Genomic DNA, 18,411 nt, shown 5'->3' with positions numbered 1-18,411 from the left:
ACCCCCTATTGCCTTGCCCCCTGGAGATGCCCGTGACCCCCACCGCCCCCACCCCGCTGACCACCCGCTCTGCCCTCGCTGCCCACCTGGCGGTGTCGGCCATTGCCCTGGCCGCCGCCCTCTTCCTGGTCGGCTGCGCCAGCCCCGGCCCCAGCCACACGCCGCTGGCGCAGACCACCCCGTCGGCCGTCGGCCTGAACACCTCAGCCACCGAAACCGCCGCGCCTTCCCAGTGGTGGAAGGCGCTGGGCGACGACCAGCTCAACACCCTGGTCGACCAGGCTCTGCAAGGCAACCCCAGCCTGTCCGTGAGCCGGGCGCGGCTGGAGCAAGCTGTGGCGCTGAGCCAAGTGCGCGAGGCCGCCAACGGCCCCCAAGCCACCCTGGGCGTGGACGCCACGCGCCAGCGCTACACCGCCAATGGGCTGGTGCCCGCCCCCATCGCAGGCAACACCTACAACAGCGGCAACGTGCAAGCTTCGCTGAGCTGGTCGCCCGACTTCTTCGGCCAGCATGCCGCCGAGCTGCAGGCCTCCCTGGGCCAGGCCCGTGCCGCCCAGGCCGATGCCGCAGCCGCCGCCAACACCCTGGCCGCCCAGGTGGGCCGCAGCTATGTGGCCCTGGCCCGGCTGGTGGCCCAGCGCGACGTGGCCGTGCGCGCACTGGAGCAACGCGAGGAACAACGCAAGCTCACCCAGGAACGCACGGCCGCTGGCCTGGACAGCCAGGTCGAGCTGACCCAGGCCCAGGGCGCCGTGCCCGACGCCCGCACCCAGATCGAAGCACTGGAAGAGCAAATCACCCTGGGCCGCCGCCAACTGGCCGTGCTGACGGGCCAGGCGCCTGACGCCTTGCCACAGCTCACGCCCCAGCTGGCCGCACTGCAACCCAGCGCAGTGCCCGAGGTGCTGGGCGCCGACCTGCTGGGCCGCCGCCCCGACGTGGTGGCCGCCCGCTGGCGCGTGGAGGCCGCCACCCAGGGCGTGAACAGTGCCCGCAGCGAGTTCTATCCCAACATCAACATCAGCGCCTTCATCGGCCTGAACTCGCTGGGGTTGGACAAGGTGTTCAACGGCAGCTCACGCCAGATGGGTGTCACGCCTGCCCTGCGCTTGCCCATTTTTGACGGTGGCCGCTTGCGCGCCCAGTTGGGGGGACGCCAGGCCGAGCTGGACGCCGCCATCGCCCAATACAACGGCGCCGTGCTCGATGCGGTGAAGGAAGCCGGAGACGCCGTGGCCTCCATCCAATCGCTCACCCGCCAGCAACCGCTGCAAGACGATGCCGTGGCCAGCGCAGAAAAAGCCTACCGCTTTGCCCAAGACCGCTACCGCGCAGGCCTGGGCAACTACCTGGTGGTGCTGAGCACCGAAAGCCAGGTGCTGGCCCAGCGCCGCCTGGCGGTAGACCTGCGCGCCCGCCAGCTGGACACGCGCCTGGTGCTGATGAAAGCGCTCGGTGGCGGTTGGACGGACGACACGGCGGTGCTGCACACCGCAGCCCGCTGAGGCCAAGGCCAGCCACAGCAACCAACGAACACAAAAACCATACAACAACACATTCCCGAAAGACCACTGCCATGACCGCTGCCAGCGAACCCCTCACCGCCAACGAAGCCAACACCGCCCGCCGCCGGGGCCTCACCCTCATTGCCGCCGCTGTGGCCATCGCCGCCCTCGGCTGGGGTGGCTGGCACTGGGCCAATGGCCGCCATGTCGAAACCACCGACAACGCCTACGTGGCAGGCAACGTGGTGCAAATCACGCCGCAAATCGGCGGCACGGTGGTCTCCATCGGTGCGGACGATACCGACTACGTGAAGGCCGGCCAACTGCTGGTCAAGCTGGACCCGGCCGACGCCCGCGTGGCGCTGGAGCAGGCCGAAGCCCAGCTGGCCCAAACCGTGCGCGAAGTGCGCACCCTGTTTGCCAACAACTCCACCCTCAAGGCCCAGGTGAGCCTGCGCAACGCTGACCTGGCCCGCGCCCAAGCCGACGCCGCCCGCATGCAAGACGACGTGACACGCCGCGCCCCGCTGATGGCCAGCGGCGCCGTGGGCAAGGAAGAGTTCCAGCACGCCAACGCCCAGCTGGCTGCCGCCAAGAGCACCGTGGCCGCAGCCCAGGCCGCCGTGGTGGCCGCGCAAGAGCAACTGGCCGCCAGCCAGACGCAGACCGAGGGCACCTCCATCGAGCAGCACCCCAATGTGCAGCGCGCCGCTGCCCGTGTGCGCGAGGCCTATCTGGCCGTGCAACGCGCCCAGCTGGTGGCACCGCTGGATGGCCATGTGGCCAAGCGCGGCGTGCAAGTGGGCCAGCGCGTGCAGGCCGGTGCCCCGCTGATGACACTGGTGCCGCTGCATGACCTGTGGGTGGACGCGAACTTCAAGGAAAGCCAGCTGCAAACCCTGCGCATCGGCCAGACCGCTGAGCTGGAAGCCGATGTGTACGGCACCAAGGTGGTCTACCACGGTACGGTGACGGGCCTGGGTGCTGGCACCGGCGCCGCCTTTGCGCTGCTGCCCGCGCAAAACGCCACGGGCAACTGGATCAAGGTGGTGCAGCGCGTGCCCGTGCGCATTGCACTGGACCCCAAGGAAGTGGCCGACCACCCGCTGCGCGTAGGCCTGTCGATGGAAGTGAAAGTGAACACCGCCGACCAAAGCGGCAAGCGCCTGGCCGACACCCAGCGCACCGCACCCGTGGCCGCCACCGCTGTGTTCGACGCGCAGTTCAAGGCCGCCGACGACGAAGTGGCCCACATCATTGCCGCCAACCTGGGGCGCAATGGCAAGGCCGCCGTGGCCGTGGCGTCGCCCAAGGTGAGCAGCCAGCCCGCAGTGCAGGCGCAAAAGCATGCATCGGCCCCGGCGCAGCCCGCCATGCAATCCCCGGTGGTGCAGTAAGCGGGGCGCACCATGACTGCCGCCAACCCCACTGCAGACCACGCAGAACAGGCCCCCGCCAAGGCGGCCCCTGCTGTGGCTGCCCCCTCTGGGCCACCAGCAGGGCCACCCGTGGCCCACCCACCACTCAAGGGCACCGCCCTGCTGCTGGGCACGCTGTCGCTGTCGCTGGCCACGTTCATGAACGTGCTCGACTCGTCCATCGCCAACGTCTCCATCCCCGCCATCGCCGGTGACCTGGGCGTGAGCCCCGGCCAGGGCACCTGGGTCATCACCAGCTTTGGCGTGGCCAATGCGATCTCGGTGCCGCTCACCGGCTGGCTCACGCAGCGCTTTGGCGCGGTGCGGCTGTTCACCATGAGCGTGCTGCTGTTCGTGCTGACCTCCTGGCTCTGCGGCTTTGCCTCGTCGCTGGAGATGCTGGTGTTCTTCCGCGTGCTGCAAGGCCTGGTGGCCGGACCGATGATTCCGCTGAGCCAAACCCTGCTGCTGGCCAGCTACCCGCGCGCTCTGGCGGGCACGGCGCTGGCGCTGTGGGGGGTGACCACGCTGGTCGCGCCCGTGGTCGGGCCGCTCTTGGGTGGGTGGATCACCGACAACATCTCGTGGCCGTGGATTTTCTACATCAACGTGCCCGTCGGGCTGCTGGCCGGCGTGCTGACGTGGGGCATCTACCGCAAGCGGGAGACGCCCATCCGCAAACTGCCCATCGACACCGTGGGCCTGACGCTGCTGGTGCTGTGGGTGGGCGCACTGCAGCTCATGCTCGACAAGGGCAAAGAGCTGGACTGGTTTGCCTCGGGCGAGATCATCACCATGGCCGTGATTGCCGTGGTAGCGTTTGCCGTCTTTTTGGTATGGGAGCTGACGGACAAGCACCCCGTGGTGGACTTGAAGCTCTTCAAGGGCCGCAACTTCACCTTTGGTGCGCTGGCGTTGTCGGTGGCCTACGCGCTGTTCTTTGGCAACGTGGTGTTGCTGCCGCTGTGGCTGCAGCAATGGATGGGCTACACGGCCACCTCGGCCGGCATGGCGCTGGCGCCTGTGGGTGTGTTCGCCATCTTGCTCACACCGCTGGTGGGCAAAAAGGTAGGCCAGTGGGACCCCCGCCGCATGGCTACGGGTGCGTTCATCGTGTTCAGCACCGTGCTGTGGATGCGCTCGCAGTTCACGGTGCAGACGGACTTCATCCACATCCTGATCCCCACGCTGCTGCAGGGCGCGGCCATGGCGTTCTTCTTCATTCCGCTCACCACGCTGACGCTGTCTGGCATTGCGCCCGAGCGCATTCCGGCCGCGGCGGGCTTGTCCAACTTCGTGCGGATCACCGCCGGGGCCATGGGCACGTCGATTGCCACCACGCTGTGGGAGAGCCGCGCCGCCATGCACCATGCGCATTTGACCGAAGGGCTGGTGCAAGGCCAGGGGGTGTTTGCGCAAACGCTGGACGGCCTCGTGGCCTCGGGCCTCACGCAGATGCAGGCGCTGGCGCAAATCAACCGGCTCATTGACCAGCAGGCCTTCACCCGCGCGGCCAATGACATTTTCCTGGGCTCGGCGGGGCTGTTCCTGGTTCTTATTGGTTTGATCTGGCTAACCAAACGCCCGGCTCGCGCCGCAGGTGCGGCGGCGGCAGACGCTGCGGGCGCGCACTGAACTCGCGGTAACAAACGGCAGCCCATCTGCCCGCAGCGGCACCCGCAGTCCCACGCCCGTTGTCGGAAAACCCTGACCAGCGCGCAGGCCCAGCGCCTGCGGCTGGGCTGGCGCGGCCGCCCAAGAATGCAGTGACCCCAACACACCAAGGAACTGCCATGTCCCTCTCGCTGATTCTGCTGATTGTCCTGATCCTCATCCTGGTAGGTGCCCTGCCCACATGGGGTCACAGCCGATCCTGGGGGTATGGGCCCAGCGGTGGGATTGGCCTGATCGTATTGATCCTGGTGATCCTGCTGCTCATGGGCCGGATATGACCCACCGTTAGACACTCAGCGCAGAGGCGGCGTAGCCCGTCACTGCCAGCAACATCTTTCAAGCACCCGCCAAGGGTGTTTCCCAGGGCCCCTTCGAGGGCCCTTTGTCATATGCGCCTTGTGGTGGCGGGCGCCTTGACCGGACCGCCGGGTAAACCATACCCATACGGCCGCAAGCGTCGCTCAAAAGATGATCAATGTGAACCAATCAACATATTGAATTGATATAAATTGCATTTTTATAATTTATTTGATACAAACGATAAATTCACCCAGTAATCTGTCTGTCCTGCGTCCATGCCTCTTCCACCTTCTACCGTCGGCAACATGCGGCAGTTTCAAATCCGTCTGCTCCAAGGGATTCTGTTGGCCAATATGGCTTTTGGGCTGCTGCTGCTGGGCGTGGGCTCTGCGGGACTGGTAGTCACCCCGGGGTCATGGAGCCTCACTCTCGGTACAGGCACCGTGCTGATGGTCGCGCTGTGGTGGGCCTTGCGCCGTTGGCCACAGGTGTATGCAGCGGTTGCGGTCGTTCAAACCATCATCGGGCTCGCGCTGTTCACCTACGCCCTCTGGCAGCCCCTGGGTCACGAACTGCGCGCCGTGTGGTTTCTGATCGGCCTGGGCGCTGCCTACCTGTTGCTGGGACGGACAGCAGGCATCGGCTACACGATGGTGACCTTGGCGCTCGTATTGGGTAGCAATGGCATGCAAAGGGTGCCGTATTCGTCGCATGCGCTCATCACCTTCACGCTGGCCCTGTTGCTGAGCAGCCTGTGTTTTTACCTGTTTGTGGACGAGGCGCTGCGCATGTACCAGCACCTGTCCGACCGGGATCAGCAGTTCACGCTGCTGACGGAGGGTGCTGAAGAAGTGATCTGGCGCATCAACCCCGACATGACGGTGGCGTATGTGAGCCCCTCTGACGAGCGCGCACGCGGCATCGCAGCACACGAGGTCATTGGTCGCTCCATCCACCAGACAGTGGCGCCCGAGGGCATTGCGGCACTGAACCTGGCCGTGCGCGAGCGGCAGCGGCTACTGACACTGCCGATGCGCTGCGCCAATGGCGGCGTCCGCTGGTTCGAGATGTCCAGCCGCCTGTACCGCGACGCTCAAGGCCACCCGGCCGGGTACCACAGCATTGGCCGCGACGTGACCGGTCGATTGGAGCTGGAGCGGGCCCTGCAAGCAGAGCGGCAGCACCTGGAGGCCCGGGTCAAGGAACGCACAACGGCGCTGTCCATCGCCAAAGAAGCCGCAGAGGCCGCCCTGCGCACCAAGAGCATCTTTTTATCCAACATTGGCCACGAGCTGCGTACTCCCATGACACTGATCCTGGGCATGACCGAATTGGCACGCAACCGCACACAGGATGAGCGCCTGAAGCCCGTGCTCAGCAATGTGATGGACGCTGCCAAAGGCCTCATGCGCATGCTGAACGACCTGATCGACCTGGCAGCGCTGGAGACACGGCAGGTGGCGTTTCAGTTTGCGCCACTGTCGCTGCCCGAGGTGGCTGCGGATGCCTTGCTACTGCTGGAGCCGCAGGCGCGCCAAAAGGGCTTGCAGATGTTCCTGGCGATCAATGGCGTGGGCAGCGATGCCTGCCATGTAGGGGATGCAGACCGCATTCAGCAGGTGCTAGTCAACCTGCTGGACAATGCCGTGAAATTCAGCCCGGCGGGCCACATCCAGTTGGCCGTTGAAACCGAGCAAGACACCCCGGAAGCGACGGTTTGGCGCTTGCGTGTGACCGACCAGGGTATCGGCATTGCGGCTGGAGACCTGCACCGCATCTTCACGCTGTTTGAGCAGGTCGACGGGTCATCCACGCGCAGCTTTGAGGGCGCCGGACTGGGGCTGGCGCTGTGCAAACGCCTCGTCGAAGGGATGGGGGGCAGCCTGGGGGTGGAGAGCGAACCAGGCAAGGGCAGTAGCTTTTGGGTATCGCTGTCACTGCCCAAGGTGGCCTGACACCCGCCAGCCTCTACACAACACAGGCGCCCGTCGGTACAGGTACCGGCCTACCCAGGAAGTTCAGCCTGTGTGCACACGCCGTCCTGCCAACGCAAACGCCGAGGAGAGCGCAGCAAACTCATCCTTCGCCACGGTGCCATCGGCATTGCCCGCACGGTCCATCACCTGCAGCACAGCTTGCGAAAACGGATCGTTCTCCGCTTGCGAGCCCTTGGTGCGTGCAAGCCCCTTCACGAATTCATCGTGGGTGATGACACCATCCTTGTCAGCATCAAAGCCCGCTGTGAGCTGCTGCTTCTGATCCTCGGTCGCGCCAAAACGGGTCAGCAGCGCCTGAAAATCGTCCTTGGACACAGCCCCCGCCGCACGGCCACCAGGCAATGCCGGGCTGGCCTGGCTCGCCGAACGCCCCGCAGCAGTGACGGCGCTCGAGGGTGAAGTCTGGGTCGCCAGCATGCCCTGCCCAGCCATCCCCGCCAACGTCTGCGCCTCGGGGCTGAGGGTGACCACGGCCGATGGCTCGGGCGCCGCAGCCTCGCCCCCTCGCCGCGCGGACGCCTTGCCCGCGCCGCTGGAAGCCGCATTGAAAATCATCGACGCCACCGATGCGAGGCCGGAAATGAGAGGGGACATCGCCATGAACTCCTGTGTGGCGACTGCCTTCGTGGCCCCATCCATCCAGAGTCCACGGCATCGCCCTGTGCCACAAGGTTACGCGCCTGCCGCACAGGCAATGGGGGAATCAGCGGGGCCTAAAGGGGCGAATTTGGCGCGTCGTGCATAGGTGCCCCGCGTGAGTCAAAGCCCAGCCACCCAAAGCTGTCACGCATGGCCTGGGCCGAAAGCCACAAACTCGCCAGAGAGCGATCCCACGGCCTGGCCTTGATAGTGCAGCATCGCCGTCTGCGTCAATCTACCCAGCCCCTTGCGCTGAATCATGCGGGTGAACGCTTGCCAGGCGGGCTGCGCCGGAGCATGCGCCACTGCGGTAAAGCTGCCCTCAATGGGCGCCAAGTAGTCCATGGTGTTGCGCTGGATCACCAGGCGGCTGCCCATCCCTTCGGCTGAAAGCCCCACGTGCAGCATCGACCAGGCCGCCAGGATGGCTACGGCCGACGCGCTGCCGCCAAACACCGTCTCGCGGTGGTTGATGTTGGGGGCCAATGGCGCACTCAACACCACCTGATGAGGGGACGCCTCGACCACCGTGACCTGCATGGCCAGGGACAAGGGGATGTGTTGATGGAGATATGACTGGAGTTCGAGAGAGTTCACGAGACGATGTCCAATATTCAATGGTGGGACGGGGATACAAGGCAAGGCGATCCTATTCACGGGTGGAGCCCCTCTTGGCATCTTGATGCCCAGCCAGGTTGCAAGCAATCACAACACGAAGTGTCCGCTGGCGCCTATCCATCAATCGCGATCCACACGTGACTCCACAGCACCGGCTTCCGGCAACAGCAACCCCTGCTGCGCCGCCACCGCCTCGCGCAAAAACGCCCAGGTGGCCTGCATGCGCGCTACATGTTTGTTGTCGCCGGGCATGGACATCCAGAAAGTGCGCTGAAACCGCGCGACCCCGGGCAACACGGGCACCAGCGATGGGTCTTGGGCTGCCACAAAGGCGGGCAGCACCGCTAGCCCCGCCCCCACGCGCGCAGCCTCGTACTGCGCCAGGATGCTGGTGCTGCGCAGCACAAAGTGCGCGGGGCGGTGCAGTTCGTCCAGGATCTGCAGCTCCTTGCTGAACAGCAGATCGTCCACATAACTGATGAAAGCATGACCGCGCAGGTCGTCTGCCGTGTGGATGGGCCCATGCCGGGCCAGGTAGCTGCGCGTGCCGTAGAGCTGCAGCACATAGTCGGTGAGCTTGACCACCAGCACTGCGCCGCGCGCCGGGCGCTCCAGCGAGATCACGATGTCCGCCTCGCGGCGCGACAGGTGCACCAGGCGCGGCAGGGCCAGCAGGTCCAGCACCAGGCCCGGATGCTCCAGGGCAAAGTGCGCCAGCTGGGGCGCCAGGATCAGGTTGCCAAAGCCCTCGGTGGTGCCGATGCGCACCAGACCCTGCAACCCCTGGCGCACGCCGGGTGCTGCGTTTTCCACCACCAGAAAGGCTGCTTCCATAGCCTCGACCTGTGGCAGCAGGGCGCGCCCGGCCTCGGTCAGCCGGTGGCCACCCGCCTCGCGCGCAAACAGGGCCGAGCCCACTTGTTTTTCAAGCGCCTGCAGGCGGCGCGCCACGGTGGTGTGGTCCACCGCCAGGCGGCGCGCCGCGCCCACCAGCGTGCCCGCACGGGCCAGCTCCAAAAAGTAGCGCAAGTTGTCCCAGTCCATGGTGCGGTCCGTATGGGTTGATGGAAAGCATCGATGTGCATTTTTGCAAATCTGATGCGCACCATTGTCTATTGTGCAGACAATTCTGCACAGATAGGATGGCGATGTTTTGGGCATCTTGCCCCCATCACTGCCCGCTTTTTCAGGAGACAAACCCATGAACGCACCCACTTCCTCGGCCGTACTGGCCCCCACCGTCAAGCTGCTGATCGGCGGCCAGTTCGTCGAGTCAAAGACCACCGAGTGGCGCGATGTGGTGAACCCCGCCACGCAGCAGGTGCTGGCCCGCGTGCCGTTTGCCACGGCAGACGAAATCAATGCCGCCGTGGCCTCGGCCAAGGAAGCGTTCAAGACCTGGAAGAAGACGCCCATCGGCACGCGCGCCCGCATCTTCCTCAAGTACCAGCAGCTGATCCGCGAAAACATGGCCGAGCTGGCCGCCATCCTCACGGCCGAACAAGGCAAGACCCTGCCCGATGCCGAAGGTGATGTGTTCCGTGGCCTCGAAGTGGTCGAGCACGCTGCCAGCATCGGCAACCTGCAACTGGGCGAGCTGGCCAACAACGTGGCCGGTGGCGTGGACACCTACACCCTGCTGCAGCCCCTGGGTGTGTGCGCAGGCATCACGCCGTTCAACTTCCCGGCCATGATCCCGCTGTGGATGTTCCCCATGGCGATTGCCACGGGCAACACCTTCGTGCTCAAGCCCTCCGAGCAGGACCCCATGGTGACCATGCGCCTGGTGGAGCTGGCACTCGAAGCAGGCATTCCACCCGGCGTGCTCAACGTGATCCACGGCGGCGAAATGGCCGTGAACGCGATCTGCGACCACAAGGACATCAAGGCCGTGTCCTTCGTGGGCTCCACCAAGGTAGGCACCCATGTGTACAACCGCGCCACCCTGGCCGGCAAGCGCGCGCAATGCATGATGGGCGCCAAGAACCACGCGATCATCCTGCCCGACGCGAACAAGGAACAGTCGCTCAACGCCATCGCCGGTGCCGCGTTCGGCGCCGCCGGCCAGCGCTGCATGGCCCTGCCCGTGGTGGTGCTGGTGGGCGAGGCGCAAAAGTGGATTCCCGATCTGGTGGCCAAGGCCAAAACGCTCAGGGTCAACGGCGGCACCGAAAAGGGCACGGACGTGGGGCCGCTAGTGTCCTGCGCGGCGCTCTCGCGTGTGGAAGGCCTGATCGAACGCGGCATCGCCGATGGCGCCACGCTGGAGCTGGACGGCCGCAAGCCTGTGGTGCCCGGCTATGAAAAGGGCAACTTCGTGGGCCCAACGATCTTCTCGAACGTGAAGCCCGGCATGGCCATCTACGACCAGGAAATCTTTGGCCCCGTGCTGGCCCTGGTGCCTGCTGCCGACATCGACGAAGCCATCGAGTTCATCAACAGCAACCCCAACGGCAACGGCACCGCCATCTTCACCCAGTCGGGTGCGGCAGCGCGCAAGTTTCAGGAAGAAATCGACGTGGGCCAGGTCGGCATCAATGTGCCAATCCCTGTGCCAGTGCCCCTGTTCTCGTTCACGGGTTCGCGCGCGTCCAAGCTGGGCGACCTGGGCCCTTACGGCAAGCAGGTCATCATGTTCTACACGCAGACCAAGACGGTGACGGCCCGCTGGTTTGACGACAGCACCACGTCGCATGGCGTGAACACCACCATAAGTCTGAAGTAACCCCCAGAGCCGCTTCGCGTCGTCCCCCTTCTGCATCGCTGCGGGGGACGCCACCAGCGCGGCAGGGTGGCCCTTGCGCGGTGGCACTGGCTTAGTGCCGCGCCAGTTTTTGCGCGCGGTTGTCGGTGGTAAAAGCAGGGCATGCAAATTTTCAAGACGAAGAAGCGGGGATTCGCAATGGTCTTCGGTGCGGCTTGCGTGATGCTGATGGGAGCCAATGCCCACGCACAGGCCGGCGCCGCCTGCAAGCCTAGCGGCAGCGTAGACGAAACCAATGCCTGCGCCGTGCAGGCCTTTCAGGCGGCAGACACGCAGATCGCAATCCTCTACGGCGATGTGATGCGCGCCCTGTCGGCGCATGAACGGCCCCAGCTGCGCCAGGAGCACACGGCCTGGCAACGCGAGCGAACCACCCGCTGCAAGCAGGCCACGCGCAGTGCCGAGTCGCAGCCCCAGTGGCCGCGTCTGTACCACGAGTGTTTGACGGCCGAGACCGAGGCGCGCCGCAAGGGCCTGATGCGCTGGCTGACGCTGGACCACCCGTCCGCCAAGCCCTGAACCGGGCGCACAGAACAACAAGAACCGACGACGAGACAGAACACCATGGACTTTGAACTCACCGAAGAACAACGCGCCTTTGCCCAGACGGCCCGCGACTTTGCGCAAGCCGAGTTCGCGCCCCATGCGGCGTTGTGGGACGCCGAGGGCATCTTCCCCAAAGAAGCCATCGCCAAGGCGGGCGAGCTGGGTTTTTGTGGCCTGTACGCGCCCGAAGCCGCCGGTGGCCTCGCCCTGCCCCGCCTGGACGCCACGCTGGTCTTTGAAGAAATGGCGGCCGTGGACCCCAGCACCACCGCCTTCATCACCATCCACAACATGGCCACCTGGATGCTGGGCACCTGGGCCACCCCCGCCGTGCGCGACCACTGGGGGCCGCTGCTGACCACGGGCGAAAAGCTTGCCAGCTACTGCCTGACCGAACCCGGTGCGGGCTCGGATGCCGCATCGCTCAAAACCCGCGCCGAGCTGGTCGGCAACGCATACGTCATCAACGGCGCCAAGGCATTCATCAGCGGCGCAGGCAGCACCGATGTGCTGGTGCTCATGGCCCGCACGGGTGATGCGCAATCGGGCGCAGGTGGCATCAGCGCCTTTGCAGTGCCAGCCGATGCACCCGGCATCACCTATGGCAAGAAGGAACACAAGATGGGCTGGAACAGCCAGCCCACCCGCACCATCAGCTTTGACAACGTGCGCATCCCCGCCGATCACCTGCTCGGCCGCGAGGGCGAAGGCTTCAAGATCGCTATGAAGGGCCTGGACGGCGGCCGCATCAACATCGCCACCTGCTCGGTGGGCGCGGCGCAAGGCGCACTCAACGCTGCCCAGCAGTACATGCAAGACCGCAAGCAGTTCGGTAAACCCATCGCCAGCTTCCAGGCCCTGCAGTTCAAGCTGGCCGACATGGCCACCGAGCTGGTCGCTGCCCGCCAGATGGTGCGCCTGGCCGCGAGCAAGCTCGACGCCGGTGCGCGCGACGCATCGACCTACTGCGCCATGGCCAAGCGTTTTGCCACCGACGCAGGCTTCACCGTCATCAACGACGCCTTGCAGCTGCACGGCGGCTACGGCTACATCCGCGAATACCCGCTGGAGCGCCTGCTGCGCGATGCGCGCGTGCACCAGATTCTGGAGGGCACCAACGAAATCATGCGCGTCATCATTGCGCGGCGCATGCTGGATGGCGACGCGACGGAGGCCATTCGCTAGCACTACATATTTGATAGCTGCTTGCGCTTATTTAACAAGCGCTAGCGGCCAATTTGATTCAAATCCATGCCTGCACGCCCCCTCAGCGACGAAACCCTGCACCTGATCGACGCCGTGCGCGGCGCATTCGCGCACCGCAGCGACGTGGACGAGCGCACGATGTTCGGCTGCTACTGCTTTTTTGTGGACGGCAAGCTGTGCATCGGCATCAAGGGCGAAGACCTGCTGGTGCGCCTGCCGCCCGACCGCCACGGCACGCTGCAGGAGATGCAGAACACCCGCGAACTCTCGCCCGGCGGGGGCATGCAGGGCTACTTCTGGGTGGAGCCCAACGGCTACACCACGCGTGCGCAGTGGAACTACTGGCTCGAAGAAGCCCTGGCCTACAACCCACTGGCCAAGGCTTCGCCTCGCAAGAAGAAGCCAACCACCGGCCCCCCAGCTGCGGGCAAACAGGTGCCCGCCCGCAGCCGCGCCAAGCCGAAGAACACAGCAACCAAAGCCACGGCCGCTGCCAAAAAGAAGCACAACATCTTCGAAGCCGACGACTGACCGGCCCGCCCTCTAACAACGCCCACTCGGAGCCCACCACCATGCCCCTTCGCATCGTCCGCCTTGGCACCCCGCGCGCCGCCGGGGAAGGCACCCGCATCGGCACTGTGCGCCGCCCGCCGCGTGGCGTGCCCAAGGCCGAGTTCGCCAGCCGCGACTACTACGACGTGTGGTACCCCCTGCTCTCCCCCAGCGCCGACTTGATGGCCCAGGGCCAACAGGTGCAACCCGGCCAAGAAGGCGACAAGGCGTGGGAGGCGTTCGCCAAACAGTTCCGCAAGGAGCTGGCTCAGCCCGAGGCCAGCCGCACGCTGGATTTGCTGGCCGCGCTATCGCACCACAGTGCGATGTCGCTGGGCTGCTACTGCGAAGACGAGGCGCGCTGCCACCGCTCGGTGCTGCGGGCCGAGTTGGCCAGCCGTGGAGCAGACATCGCCGAATGAACTTCAAGTCTTTTTAGCCTCTAGCGCTTGATGGACAAGCGTTACCAGCTATTAATTTCATATCAAACACAGACCCTTTCCCTTTCACCATCACAACGACATCCAGGAGCAACACACCATGAAAATCGCATTCATCGGCCTCGGCAACATGGGCGGCCCCATGGCACACAACCTGCACAAGGCAGGCCACGAAGTGCGCGCGTTTGACCTCTCGCAACCCGCGCGCGACAAGCTGGCCGCAGACGGCGTGCCCATCGCCGCTGACGCCAAGGCCGCCGTGGCGGGTGCCGAAGTCGTCATCAGCATGCTGCCCGCCAGCCAGCATGTGGAAGGCCTCTTTCTGGGCGCAGGCGAGCTGCTGGCCCAGTTGCCTGCAGGCACGCTGATCATCGACTGTTCCACCATCGCCGCCGCCACCTCCCGCAAGGTGGCCGAGGCCGCCAAGGCCAAGGGCGTGGCCTTTATCGACGCCCCCGTCTCGGGCGGCACCGGCGGCGCCATTGCAGGCACCCTCACCTTCATGGTGGGCGGCGATGCGGCCGACCTGGAACGCGCCCGCCCCGTGCTCGAAAAAATGGGCGCCAACATCTTCCACGCAGGCAGCGTGGGCGCAGGCCAGACGGCCAAGATCTGCAACAACATGCTGCTGGGCATCCTGATGGCAGGCACCAGCGAAGCCATCGCCCTGGGCGTGGCCAACGGCCTGGACCCCAAGGTGCTGAGCGAAATCATGCGCCGCAGCTCGGGCGGCAACTGGGCGCTGGAGAAGTACAACCCCTTCCCCGGCGTGATGGAGACCGCACCCGCCAGCAAAGGCTATGCGGGCGGCTTTGGCACGGACCTGATGCTCAAGGACCTGGGCCTGGCGCAAGAGAACGCGATGGCGGTGAAGGCCGCCACGCCCCTGGGCGGCATGGCGCGCAACCTGTACGCCGCGCACAGCCTGGCGGGCCATGGCGCGCTGGATTTTTCCAGCATCATCAAGATGGTGCAAAAAGGCTGAGGGTGAAGGGCTGGCGGCCCTGCCGATCATTGCGGCGGCCCCACCAGCCACACACTCCACGTCGGCCATGCCGACCCTGCCGACCCTGCCGACCTTCGGGTCGGTTTTTTTTGCCTGTTATTTCCCTACCAGAGTCCGCAGAAACTGCGCCTCAAACACCTCGGCGGGCACAGGCTTGCTCAGCAGATATCCCTGGATCTCGTCGCAGCCCAAAAGCGCAAGGCGTCGAGACTGGTCCTCGGTCTCCACGCCTTCGGCCACCACCTCCAGCCCCAGCGAGTGACCCAGGTTGATGATGGTGGACACCAATGCAACACCCTGCGGACCCGAGGCCATGTTCAGGATGAAGGACCGGTCGATCTTGAGCGTGTCCACCGGCAGTTTGGCCAGGTAGCTCAGTGACGAGAACCCCGTGCCAAAGTCGTCGATGGCGATGGTGATGCCCATCTCGCGCAGCGCATGCAGGCTGGCGGTGCTGTGCTGCACATCGTCCATGACCATGCTTTCGGTGATCTCCAGCTCTAGCCCCGCTCCAGCCCCGGCATCGTGGGCCACGGCGTCGCGTACCTCGGCGATGAAGCCCCGGTGGCGCAGCTGCAAGAACGACACATTGACCGCCACCCGCAGCGGCGCCAGCCCCGCCTGGCGCCAGCGTAGGTTGTCGGCCAGGGCCTGGCGCAGCGCCCAGCGGCCCACGTCGTAGATCAAGCCGGTTTCTTCCAGCACGGGGATGAATTGGGCGGGCGGCACCAGGCCCCGGCGGGGGTCGTTCCAGCGGATCAAGGCCTCGGCACCGGCGATGGCACCGGTGGCCAGGTGCTGCTTGGGCTGGTAATGCAGCACAAACTGGCCCTGCTCCAGCGCATCGCGCAGGCGGCCTTCCAGGCTCAGGGCCTCGGCCACGCGGGTGTTCATCTCCGAGGTGTAGAACAGCAGACTGTCGGCCGAGGCCTTGGCCTTGTTGAGGGCTGCCTCGGCGTTGCGCAGCAGGGTTTCTGCATCGGCGCCGTCCATGGGGTACAGCGCGACCCCGGCCTTGGCCGCCATGCGCAGCTCGGTGCCGCCCAGCACAAAGGGGGCGTCAAAACAGGCCCGCATCAGTCCGTCCAGCGCCATCGCCACCGCCCCCGCGTCACGCGCGTCGGTCACGGCGATGCCAAAGCTGTTGACACCAATGCGCGCCACGTCGTACGCGTCGCCCGCAGCTTGTTGCAGCCGCAGCGCCACCTGCTTGAGCAGTTCGTCCCCCTCCTGGCGCCCCAGGGTGTCGTTGACGAAGCGAAACCGGCTGATGTCCATGAGCCCCATGCCCTTCAGCGCCTTGGCCCCTTCGCGAGGCCGCAGGTGCTGGCCGCTGCGCTCCAGAAACAGGGTGCGATTGGGCAGACCGGTGATGTCGTCGTAGTACGCCAGGTAGTTCAGCCGCTCTTCCTTGTCGAGGTGATCCATGGCAAAGCCGATGTCCCCCGCCAACTCGGTGAGCAGGTGCATCTCGTCATCGTCAAAAAACCTGGCCTCATCGGCAAACAGGGCCATCACGCCCACCACCTCATGTGCCACCAGCAAGGGCAACACGGCCATCGAGGCCACGCCGCGCGCGGCCAGTTCTTTGGGCACGAGGACGCGCGGGTCGTTGCGGATGTCTTCGCACACTGCGGCCTGCTGGGTGCGCACCACGCTGGCGCTCAGGCTTTCACCCTCCCTGGGGGTTCCGCTGAGCCACAGCCGACGCCGCACGAGCATCAGAAAGTCCGCCTCTGCGCCTGCCAGGGCGACTGGAACCACCTCTTGCAGCGTGTGGTCCACGCGGCCGATCCAGGCGATCTTGAACTGGCCGTGCTCCACCGCGATGCGGCAAGCCTCGCGGAACAACTCGTCGCGCTGGCGCACGCGCACGATCAGGGTGTTGATGCCGCTGAGCACGGCGTACACGCGGTTGAGGCGCTTGACTCGGTGTTCGGCATCACGGCGTGCGGTGATGTCTTCTCCCAAGGCCGCCACCCCCGTCACCTGCCCACCCACCGAGCGCAGCACGGTGTTGTTCCAGTGCACCAGGCGCCGCCCGCCCGAGCGGGTCAGTATCTCGTTGTCGTAGTGCCAGGCAGACGGCCGGTCGGCCAGCACATCGGCAAAAACGCCGCGCACATTGCCCAACTCGGGCGGCACAAACAGGTCGAACCAGTTGCGGCCAAACACCTCGTCGCGCTGCCAGCCCGTCAGGCGCAGCAGGTAGTCGTTGCAATAGGTGATGCGCCCTTCGCAGTCCAGCATCAGCGAGATCATCTCGACCTTGTCGAGCATGTCGTTGAAGCGACGATCGCTCTCGTGCAGTTCTTCCTCGGCCCGCTTTTCCTTGGTGACGTCCTGGATGGTGTTGAACCAGCGGCCCTGCTCGCCCCGGCCCGCTTCGTCCTCCAGCGGCTCCATCACCTGGCGCAGGTACAGCGGCTGCCCGTCGCCACACAGGACGCGGTAGGTGAAGTCCATGCGCGCCCCCTGTTGCGACGCCTGCAGCGCATGGCGGCGGAACATGTCGCGGTCGTCAGGGTGCACCAGCACCAGCCAGTCGCGGGCCGAGCGGGGCATGGCGCTTTCGTCCAGCCCCAGCATGTCGGGCAAGGTGTCCAGCCAGCTTTCGAAGGCACCATCGGGCCCGCTGATGACGTGGGATATCTTGGCCAGCGCCTGGGCCCTGCGCAGGCTGGCCTTGTTGGCACGCAGAGCATCCATGGCCCGTTGGCGCTCTTGCACCTGCACCTGCAACTGCTCAGCGTGCTGCTGGATCTCCAGGTACAGGCTGCCATTCTCATAAATGCGCCCCACCTGCGCGCCCAAGATGGCCAGGACTTTCTCGTCGTCGGCGCTGAAGGCGTCGGCCCCTTGCTTGTTGGCCAGGCACAGCCAGCCGTAGGAGAACGACAACGACACGATGGGCGCGACCACCGCTGTGTGCACCGGCGGATAGCCTGCGGGCAGTCCCAGCGCCACCGGGTCGCCCCCCGGGTTGGCAAGGCGGTGCGGGCGGCGTTCCGCCCGCAACTGGCCCAGCAGCCCGTGCGATACCACGGGCAGATCTAATAGTCCGGTCTGCTGGGCAGGTTCGATGCCGCTGGTGCAGGCGATGGAGCCGTCGCTGTGCTTGCGCACCACGCACAATACGGCGTACTGCGCGCCCACCAGCTCGCGCGCCACCCGGCACACGTTGGCCAGCAGCACCTGCGGGTCGCGCTCGGAGGCCAGCTGCAGGTTCAGGTCGGTCAGCGCGGACAGGCGCCGGTTCATGGCCTCCAGCTCGGCCATGTTGCCTGTAAGCTTGTCGGTCATCAGCTGCAGGTGGCGGGTCTGAAAACTGTGCTCCAGCGCCACCGAGGGCTGGTGACGGATCTGCGTGAGCGCCTGTTCGATGGCGGCGAGGATGTCCTGCGGCTCACAGGGCTTGAACAGCACCTGGGTCACGCCACAGGCCTCGGCGAGGCGCAGGGCTTCGTCCTCGCGGTAGTGGGCGCTGCAAAAGATCACCTGCGTGGCCGCCAGGCCGTGTTCGGAGCGCAGTTGCCGCACAAACTCAAAGCCGTCCATAGTCGGCATCAGGATGTCGGAGATCACCAGGTCGGGCCGCTCGGCACGGACAACGGCCAACGCCTCGGCGCCATCGGCAGCCTCCAGCGCCTGATGGCCGCTGTGCCCGATGAGCGTGACCACCAGCGCGCGATTGGCGGGGAGGTCATCAACGACAAGGATCTTTGCCATGCTGTACGTACTGG

At 65.7% G+C, this 18,411-nt stretch carries 15 protein-coding genes; 11 read left to right on the top strand and 4 right to left on the bottom strand.

Annotation, left to right across the window (positions count from 1 at the left end; genetic code table 11):
* Positions 1-32 precede the first annotated feature (32 nt).
* The 5 genes from OIN59_RS20730 to OIN59_RS20710 all read left to right on the top strand — a co-directional run bounded on the left by OIN59_RS20730 (position 33) and on the right by OIN59_RS20710 (position 6,855).
* On the top strand, positions 33-1,508 hold the full coding sequence (locus tag OIN59_RS20730; protein WP_274113420.1) for an efflux transporter outer membrane subunit: 1,476 nt from the start codon (positions 33-35) through the stop codon (positions 1,506-1,508).
* A gap of 71 nt (positions 1,509-1,579) precedes the next feature.
* Complete coding sequence (locus tag OIN59_RS20725) at positions 1,580-2,905, top strand: efflux RND transporter periplasmic adaptor subunit (RefSeq protein WP_274113418.1); 1,326 nt, start codon at positions 1,580-1,582, stop codon at positions 2,903-2,905.
* A gap of 12 nt (positions 2,906-2,917) precedes the next feature.
* Positions 2,918-4,561, top strand: a complete 1,644-nt coding sequence (locus OIN59_RS20720; protein ID WP_274113416.1) for a DHA2 family efflux MFS transporter permease subunit — start codon at positions 2,918-2,920, stop codon at positions 4,559-4,561.
* Between the two features lie 158 nt (positions 4,562-4,719).
* Positions 4,720-4,878 carry a DUF3309 family protein gene (locus tag OIN59_RS20715; RefSeq protein ID WP_274113414.1) on the top strand — a complete coding sequence of 53 codons (159 nt, stop codon included), beginning with the start codon at positions 4,720-4,722 and terminating at the stop codon, positions 4,876-4,878.
* A gap of 327 nt (positions 4,879-5,205) precedes the next feature.
* Entirely contained in the window at positions 5,206-6,855 is a 1,650-nt protein-coding gene (locus OIN59_RS20710) for a sensor histidine kinase (RefSeq protein WP_274113412.1), read from the top strand.
* Positions 6,856-6,918: 63 nt separating this feature from the next.
* On the opposite strand, the gene OIN59_RS20705 is transcribed toward OIN59_RS20710, so the two are convergent.
* The 3 genes from OIN59_RS20705 to OIN59_RS20695 form a co-directional block, all read right to left on the bottom strand.
* Complete coding sequence (locus OIN59_RS20705; RefSeq protein ID WP_274113410.1) at positions 6,919-7,491, bottom strand: EF-hand domain-containing protein; 573 nt, start codon at positions 7,489-7,491, stop codon at positions 6,919-6,921.
* Between the two features lie 189 nt (positions 7,492-7,680).
* Positions 7,681-8,133 carry a YiiD C-terminal domain-containing protein gene (locus OIN59_RS20700; RefSeq protein WP_274113408.1) on the bottom strand — a complete coding sequence of 151 codons (453 nt, stop codon included), beginning with the start codon at positions 8,131-8,133 and terminating at the stop codon, positions 7,681-7,683.
* A 141-nt stretch (positions 8,134-8,274) separates the two neighbouring features.
* Positions 8,275-9,198, bottom strand: a complete 924-nt coding sequence (locus tag OIN59_RS20695) for a LysR family transcriptional regulator (RefSeq protein WP_274113406.1) — start codon at positions 9,196-9,198, stop codon at positions 8,275-8,277.
* A gap of 157 nt (positions 9,199-9,355) precedes the next feature.
* Between OIN59_RS20695 and OIN59_RS20690 the strand changes: the two genes are divergently transcribed.
* The 6 genes from OIN59_RS20690 (at position 9,356) to mmsB (ending at position 14,647) form a co-directional block, all read left to right on the top strand.
* Positions 9,356-10,879 (top strand): CoA-acylating methylmalonate-semialdehyde dehydrogenase, encoded by a 1,524-nt coding sequence (locus OIN59_RS20690; RefSeq protein WP_274113404.1) that lies wholly within the window; start codon positions 9,356-9,358, stop codon positions 10,877-10,879.
* 141 nt (positions 10,880-11,020) lie between these two features.
* A complete protein-coding gene (locus OIN59_RS20685) occupies positions 11,021-11,437 on the top strand; it encodes a lysozyme inhibitor LprI family protein (RefSeq protein WP_274113402.1) in 417 nt (138 codons plus the stop codon).
* 45 nt (positions 11,438-11,482) lie between these two features.
* Positions 11,483-12,649, top strand: coding sequence for an acyl-CoA dehydrogenase family protein (locus tag OIN59_RS20680; RefSeq protein ID WP_274113400.1), 1,167 nt, complete (start codon positions 11,483-11,485; stop codon positions 12,647-12,649).
* 66 nt (positions 12,650-12,715) lie between these two features.
* Positions 12,716-13,201: a TfoX/Sxy family protein gene (locus OIN59_RS20675; protein ID WP_274113398.1), complete on the top strand. Its 486-nt coding sequence runs from the start codon at positions 12,716-12,718 to the stop codon at positions 13,199-13,201.
* Between the two features lie 41 nt (positions 13,202-13,242).
* Positions 13,243-13,644 carry a DUF488 domain-containing protein gene (locus tag OIN59_RS20670; protein ID WP_274113396.1) on the top strand — a complete coding sequence of 134 codons (402 nt, stop codon included), beginning with the start codon at positions 13,243-13,245 and terminating at the stop codon, positions 13,642-13,644.
* A gap of 100 nt (positions 13,645-13,744) precedes the next feature.
* A complete protein-coding gene (mmsB, locus tag OIN59_RS20665) occupies positions 13,745-14,647 on the top strand; it encodes a 3-hydroxyisobutyrate dehydrogenase (RefSeq protein WP_274113446.1) in 903 nt (300 codons plus the stop codon).
* 117 nt (positions 14,648-14,764) lie between these two features.
* On the opposite strand, the gene OIN59_RS20660 is transcribed toward mmsB, so the two are convergent.
* Complete coding sequence (locus OIN59_RS20660; RefSeq protein WP_274113394.1) at positions 14,765-18,397, bottom strand: EAL domain-containing protein; 3,633 nt, start codon at positions 18,395-18,397, stop codon at positions 14,765-14,767.
* Positions 18,398-18,411 lie beyond the last annotated feature (14 nt).

The sequence above is a fragment of the Acidovorax benzenivorans genome (genome assembly GCF_028680575.1).
GTDB classification, from domain to species: domain Bacteria; phylum Pseudomonadota; class Gammaproteobacteria; order Burkholderiales; family Burkholderiaceae_C; genus Acidovorax; species Acidovorax benzenivorans.
Note: the sequence above shows the minus strand (reverse complement) of the source record. Positions and strands in the feature narration are given on the sequence as shown.